Annotated in this window: 8 protein-coding genes; 3 read left to right on the plus strand and 5 right to left on the minus strand. The window is 45.4% G+C overall.

Annotation, left to right across the window (positions count from 1 at the left end):
- The 3 genes from argC to ACW12G_RS04735 form a co-directional block, all read right to left on the minus strand.
- Positions 1-922: N-acetyl-gamma-glutamyl-phosphate reductase (gene argC / locus ACW12G_RS04725; RefSeq protein WP_455647392.1), on the minus strand; the 922-nt coding region annotated here is incomplete at its 3' end.
- A gap of 121 nt (positions 923-1,043) precedes the next feature.
- Positions 1,044-1,550, minus strand: a complete 507-nt coding sequence (locus ACW12G_RS04730) for a YbhB/YbcL family Raf kinase inhibitor-like protein (RefSeq protein WP_129873667.1) — start codon at positions 1,548-1,550, stop codon at positions 1,044-1,046.
- A gap of 1 nt (position 1,551) precedes the next feature.
- A complete protein-coding gene (locus ACW12G_RS04735; protein WP_029510035.1) occupies positions 1,552-1,941 on the minus strand; it encodes a hypothetical protein in 390 nt (129 codons plus the stop codon).
- Between the two features lie 96 nt (positions 1,942-2,037).
- On the opposite strand from ACW12G_RS04735, the gene ACW12G_RS04740 reads away from it, so the two are divergent.
- Together ACW12G_RS04740 and ACW12G_RS04745 are read left to right on the plus strand one after the other, a co-directional pair.
- The gene (locus tag ACW12G_RS04740; protein WP_010001397.1) at positions 2,038-2,343 is read left to right on the plus strand and encodes a helix-turn-helix domain-containing protein; all 306 of its coding nucleotides are present in this window, start codon (positions 2,038-2,040) and stop codon (positions 2,341-2,343) included.
- A gap of 64 nt (positions 2,344-2,407) precedes the next feature.
- On the plus strand, positions 2,408-3,214 hold the full coding sequence (locus ACW12G_RS04745) for an alpha/beta fold hydrolase (RefSeq protein ID WP_455647393.1): 807 nt from the start codon (positions 2,408-2,410) through the stop codon (positions 3,212-3,214).
- Positions 3,215-3,248: 34 nt separating this feature from the next.
- On the opposite strand, the gene ACW12G_RS04750 is transcribed toward ACW12G_RS04745, so the two are convergent.
- On the minus strand, positions 3,249-3,911 hold the full coding sequence (locus tag ACW12G_RS04750) for a potassium channel family protein (RefSeq protein WP_019040086.1): 663 nt from the start codon (positions 3,909-3,911) through the stop codon (positions 3,249-3,251).
- Positions 3,912-3,934: 23 nt separating this feature from the next.
- Entirely contained in the window at positions 3,935-5,338 is a 1,404-nt protein-coding gene (locus ACW12G_RS04755; protein WP_029510033.1) for a TrkH family potassium uptake protein, read from the minus strand.
- A gap of 245 nt (positions 5,339-5,583) precedes the next feature.
- Here ACW12G_RS04755 and ACW12G_RS04760 point away from each other — a divergent pair.
- Positions 5,584-6,314: ATP-binding cassette domain-containing protein (locus tag ACW12G_RS04760; protein ID WP_455647394.1), on the plus strand; the 731-nt coding region annotated here is incomplete at its 3' end.

Raw genomic sequence — 6,314 nt, forward strand, 5'->3', positions numbered from 1 at the left:
TCGTGAGATAGTGGGTGATGGGATTATAGGTAAGACCAATATCGGTGAAATTCGTCCCGACGACTTGCTTGATAGCTGGTAGGGTATCTAGTGGCATCAACCGGACAAATGGTTTGTCAGCGTAGGTTTGGTGATAAAGGGCGTGAATGGCTGCGGGCGTGAGTGGTTGCTTTAATTTCACATACGCACTGACGAAAATGCCGCGGTTAATCGGCAGCAGTGAGGTGGTGAATTGAATATGCGCCAGACTGGGCTGCCAGCGTTGTAACTGTTGCATGATTTCAGGTAAATGTTGATGTTGATTTGCCTTGTACATCATCACATTTTCGTTGACAGTGACAAAATGGCTAGCTGTCGTCAATGATTTCCCAGCACCAGAAAGGCCACTTTTGGCATCAATGACAATGCTATTGGCATCGAGTAACTGTGATTGGGCCAGCGGTGCTAAAGCTAGGAGGGTGGCGGTAGCGTAGCAGCCGGGGTTCGCAATATAAGATTTATCATTCGTGTAAAAGTCGGCTAGACTGTAACTGGCTTGGTCCAACAATGCTTGTGGTGCGGCGGGTTGATGGTACCATTGCGCATAGTCTTTGGCGTTCAAACGAAAGTCGCCAGACAAGTCAATGACTGGAAAGTGTTGCGCAATAAATGGCGCAGCGAGCGTTTTGGTGACGCCACTCGATGTCGCGAAGAAAACTAAATCGGCGTTTTGCATAATATGCACTGGGTCAACGGGTGTTGGTGTTATTTTATACAGTGACTGCAAATGAGGGAAAGTTTGGTCAAGCGTTTCCTGGGTCGCAGTTGTTTGATGAACTGAGACGACCTGCACGTATGGATGAGCGTGAAGTAAGCGTAGTAATTCCATTCCGGCATAGCCGGTCACGCCAACGATGGCCACTTTAATTTGAGTTGCTGTCATACTATTTCCTCCCGAGTCGTTGCTTTAAATCATAAAGCGACATGAATTTAAATACAATAAATATGCAATCAAGCGGTGAATAATCCTAATTTACTGCATAAAAAAACACCTCAATGAGGTGTTAAGCGCGAGCGGGCAGTTCTACGATTGCCATATCCAATACGTGGCCTTGGCTTTTGGTGCGAAGCTCGTTTAAGAAGAAGCCGTCTTGGAGATCCAGTTGTGTATCAAGGGCAAAAACGGTCAGTGTGTAGTTGTGCGTTGTATCCGGTGGCATGGGGCCGATGTAGGCTTGGTTGATCGCCGGATTGGCCGGTTGTTGGCATTTTTGGACAAAATGCCACGTTGAGTTCGTGCCCGAAACAGCCTGACCCGTTGCGCGTAAGTCTTCCGGCACATTGCCAACAGGGACGTTGGCGGCTAACCAATGAATCCAAGGAAAACCACCAACGGGGATGGCGTCATAGTCAATCAGACTGATTGACAGTGACTGTGTGCCGTCAGGGATAGCCGTGATGGTGATGGGAAAGTTTGTGGTCGGCATGTCTTGTGTTCGATATTTTGCCGGCGCAAACTTGGCATACTTATCGGGAATGAGACCATTTTCGAGTGGTACAGTGAGCTGCATGTTATTCTCCAATTAAATTTTTCTTGGCTTGGGCCAAACGGGCGCGAACGGCGACGGACATGTGCCGGTTATAGCGACGGACCGTGCTGACGGCATCAATAACAGCCGCTGTGCGTGCATCAAGGTCGCTGATATTAGCGATGTCAGCGCGTGTTTTGGCTTCAAATCGTTCAATAAAGGCCAGTTGAAGTGCCGGTTCGTTCGCTCGTAATGTTTCCGCGGCTGCGTGTTTGCCAGCGTCAGTTAGGGCTTGCACAGCGGCCTGATAACCTTCAAAAAAATCATCTGGATCAGTGGTATTTTCCCAAGTAATCGGCGTGTCGTCGGTGACTGGGGCGGGTTCGGGTGTCGCATTAGTGGCTTTCTTTTTAAAGAAATCAAATAAAGACATGAGGCCAACCTTTCGTGATAAATTGCTTATCTTTATTGTACCGAACATCTGTTTTATTTGGTACAATAAATTTAACATTTAAACCTGGGGGAAATTATGGCAGCACGGAAAACAGTATTTAACGATAAACAGCGTATTTTGAGGCTCTATTCGGCTTTAATTAGTCATCGGGCCTTGTCGATTGAAGAAATCGAAGACATGTTTTTTATTGGCCGCAAGACTGTGCAACGGGATATCTCTGAAATTCGTGATTTTTTGCATGACCTGCAAATTGGGGAACCGATTCAATCCGAAATTGTCTATGATCGTAACTCACGTAAGTATAAATTAACCGAAATGGATAATTTGTTCCGTGTCTTCGATAAAATTAATCAAATTGATGAAAGCGATCCGATCGATTAAGTGCCTGAGTTAGCCGAAATGAGGTGGTCAAATGTCAAAGTACCACGTAAAAAGGATTGTACTTGTGACGGTCATATTGGGCTTATTGACCAGTGTGGGCTTGTGGTTTGCAATGCAACAGCGTGCCCGACCCGCTTCCCGTCAAACCATTATTTTATTGCATGGTTATGGGAGTAGCGCACGGGCAACAACGGCGTTGGCGACCGCGATTCAGACGCAAACGCATTTGAAGCGGCGCCAACAAGTCAATGTGTCACCGCAAGGCATGGTGAAATTATCGGGAACGACTCACCAACTACAACAAGGTGGCATTTATCAATTGAATTTTACCGATAAACAAACAACTGCTCAGCAAGCGAGTGCCGCCCTCGCGCGCTTGTTACAGACGTTCAAAGCGGGTCATGTCAATCAAGTCGTCCTAGTTGGACACTCGATGGGGGCGACGGCTGCGTTACGCGTGTTATTATCACACCCGATACAGGATACGACGTATCCAACTGTTACGCATTTGGTTACCATTGCCGCACCGTTTAATTCTGGGTTGGGATCAGGCGGTTTTGACCATGCGTTTGACCACAATACGATTGATTCAGCGACAAAACGCCCACGGTTGCAAGATGCGAGTTATCATTACTTTGATCAACATCGCGCTAATATGCCTGAACAGACAAAAATATTAAATGTGATGGGTGATATTGGGGATGGCAGTGATGGCGTCGTGACGAATTTTAGTTCGGCAGCGTTAAAATTTTGGCTGAAAAAAGGGCAAGTATATCAGTCTGTGACCATTAGCGGGCCAAAAACCCAACATAGTCAGGTGCGAGACAATCCAACCGTGACCCAACAAGTTGCGCAATTTATAGTGGACTAAGGGCATCAAAAAACACCGGTGAACCGGTGTTTTTTTATTTATTCGTCATTTGGTCGAAGTCGTCCACCATATCTTTTGGTCCGACAACTGAGAGAATATCGAGATGATGCACGCGGTAGCTAGCTTCTGGTGCCACAATGACTTCCCCATCGTGGCGCACAGCAATAACGTTTAAGCCGAACTTTTTGCGAATTTTCAATTCAGAAAGGGTCTTGCCAGCAAAGGCTGGATTCACAATTTGGACTTCGGCCATTGAATAATCATCTGATAGTTCAATGAAGTTTAACATGTTAGGCGCGAGTAACTTACGGCCAATTCGTTCACCCATTTCACGTTCGGGTTGAACAACAAAATCAGCCCCGATTTTCGTTAACACGCGCAAATGGGTCCGATTTTCAGCCTTGGCAATCACGTTTTTAGCCCCAAGATCTTTGGCGTTGATGGTGGCTAAGATACTAGCCTGCATATTATGACCAATGGCGATAATCACGTGGTCAAAACTGGCAATGTCTAATTTGCGCAAGACATCATCTTCTTGGGCATCAGCGATGACGACTTGAGTGGCGATGTCGCGATAGTCGTTAACATGTTCTTCGTTAATATCAATGCCAAGCACATCTTGGCCATTGGCCACTAACGTTTCCAGTAAGGCACCGCCAAAGCGGCCCAGACCAATAATAGCATAGGTTTGACGCATTTTTTTATCCTTTCAAACAAATATTAACCGATAATGACGGATTCTTCAGGGTAGCGATAAGGGGCGTGCTCGGTGTGCACATTGAGTACAGAGAACATCACCGTATAGACACCGACACGACCAATAAACATCGTGAGCATGATGACACATTGGCCAAAGTCTGTAAGGTGCGGTGTGAGGCCAAGGGATAGTCCGGCAGTGGCAAACGCACTGACCACTTCAAAGACGATATATTCAAGACCAAAGTGGGCGTCGGTCCCTTGTGTGAGGAGGAGCAAAAATGATAGACCAGCCAGGAATATCATTGAAACAAAAACAAGAAGTAGTGCACGGGTAATGTTTTCATCAGTAAGACGGCGATGTGCAAAGGTCACATCTTGTTTACCGCGCAACGCAGCGTGTGTTTTGAGCAATAAAACACCTAAAGTGGTTGTTTTTAACCCACCCGCAGTAGAACCAGGGGTACCGCCAACATACATTAAGATCATCGTGACTAAGATTGTGGCTTGTGACATATCGGTAAAGCTGAATTGAGAAAAGCCAGCTGTGCGATAAGAAATCGACATAAAAAGCGTATTGAAGGCGCGGTTGAGTGGTGACAGGGTGTGAGCGATAGCTAAATTACTTTGCGTAATTTCATATAAAAGCCAACCACCAACAATCAGGGCACCAGTCATAACTAAAGCGAGTTTTGAATGGAGACTTAATTTTTTAGTCCGTGGATACAACAAAACATCTCGCCAAACCAAAAATCCTAGCGAACCGGCCACGATTAAGGCGGCAAAAATGAACATCACCCAAGGCTGACTTGTATACGCCACCCCGTTACCAGGTAGCGTCGTGAACCCCGCATTTCCAAAGGCCGAAATGGCATGGAAAAGGGCAAAAAAACTCCCTTTTTTGAAACCAAAATCATTGATAAAGAATGGCGCTAGACAAAGTGCCCCGACAATTTGAATGATAATGGATAACTTAATGACGTAACCAAAAACGGCGCGGGTATCGTATAGATTTTCAAGACTATAAACTTCTTGAATCATCATCCGGTTACGTAAGTCCATCTGTCGCTTGGTTGCTGTGAACAATAGCACAGAAAAAGACATAAACCCTAACGCACCAACTTCAATCAAGCACATAATGACAATTTGGCCAAAGAGGGTCCAGTGCGTGGCTGTGTCAACCACGGTGAGTCCCGTCACTGACGCAGCTGATGTCGAGGTAAATAGGGCATTGAGAAAACTATGCCGCATATTGCCATAATGACTAATGGGCAGCATCAATAACAGTGCGCCGACTGTGATAACGGATAGAAAGCCCAGTGTCAGTCGTTGGGGCATCGAAAAACGTGACCAGAATGTCCGTTGAAGCGATTGATTATGAAATTTTTTCATTTCCGCCGCAGTGGGGAGTTCAATTTTTCGTGACATGCCTCTATTATAGCGTAATTTTGAGGCGGCGGAACAAAAGCAATACGGATTTTTAAAACGTTTAACAGCGGTGTGTATAGTAAATCAATTGAAATAATTGCACGATAGCAAACATGGTATAATATTATTTGAAGAATTTTCCACGAACAGCATTTGTCCGTGGAATTTTTTGAAAATATATCAGAAAGTGGAAACGCGGTTGATAATGTGCAAATACTGCCATTTCCCGCGCGCTGAGAAAATAAATGACCGAATCATTACCAGTCATTGAGATGCGTCACATCGTCAAAAAATTTGGTGATTTCGCAGCCAATGATGACATTAATTTAAAAGTCCAACAAGGTGAAATTCACGCGTTACTTGGTGAGAACGGTGCAGGGAAATCAACTCTGATGAATATTCTCACGGGCTTGTTGCAACCAACGTCAGGGGAAATCTTGATTAATGGTAAGCAAGTTACCGTTGATTCACCCTCAAAGGCAGCTGCTTTGGGTATTGGCATGGTGCATCAGCACTTTATGCTCATTGACGCGTTTACCGTAACTGAAAATATCATTTTGGGGTCTGAAGTGACGAAAGGTTTGTCACTTGACACCAAGTCAGCAGCCAAAAAGATTCAGGCATTGTCTGAACAATATGGCTTGCAAGTTGATCCCTATGCGAAGGTTTCTGATATTTCCGTGGGGCAGCAGCAACGTGTTGAAATTCTAAAGACGCTCTATCGTGGGGCGGATATTTTGATTTTTGATGAACCAACAGCGGTTTTGACCCCACAAGAAATCGAAGAATTAATTGCTATTTTGCATAACTTGGCCAAAGAGGGGAAGTCAATTATTTTGATTACCCACAAGTTAGATGAAATTCGGGCAGCCGCTGACACGGTGACGGTTATTCGTGCCGGTAAGTCAATTGATACTTTCCCAGTGGCCGGTGTGTCATCACAAGAATTGGCTGACTTGATGGTTGGCCGTGAAGT

It is taken from the genome of Leuconostoc sp., from assembly GCF_965300815.1.

What these genes read in the sequence shown, in the direction of transcription:
- ACW12G_RS04730 (WP_129873667.1), bottom strand. Translation starts at nt 1,550, where the DNA reads ATGCAGCTCACTGTACCACTCGAAAATGGTCTCATTCCCGATAAGTAT.
- ACW12G_RS04735 (WP_029510035.1), bottom strand. Translation starts at nt 1,941, where the DNA reads ATGTCTTTATTTGATTTCTTTAAAAAGAAAGCCACTAATGCGACACCC.
- ACW12G_RS04740 (WP_010001397.1), top strand. Translation starts at nt 2,038, where the DNA reads ATGGCAGCACGGAAAACAGTATTTAACGATAAACAGCGTATTTTGAGG.
- ACW12G_RS04750 (WP_019040086.1), bottom strand. Translation starts at nt 3,911, where the DNA reads ATGCGTCAAACCTATGCTATTATTGGTCTGGGCCGCTTTGGCGGTGCC.
- ACW12G_RS04755 (WP_029510033.1), bottom strand. Translation starts at nt 5,338, where the DNA reads ATGTCACGAAAAATTGAACTCCCCACTGCGGCGGAAATGAAAAAATTT.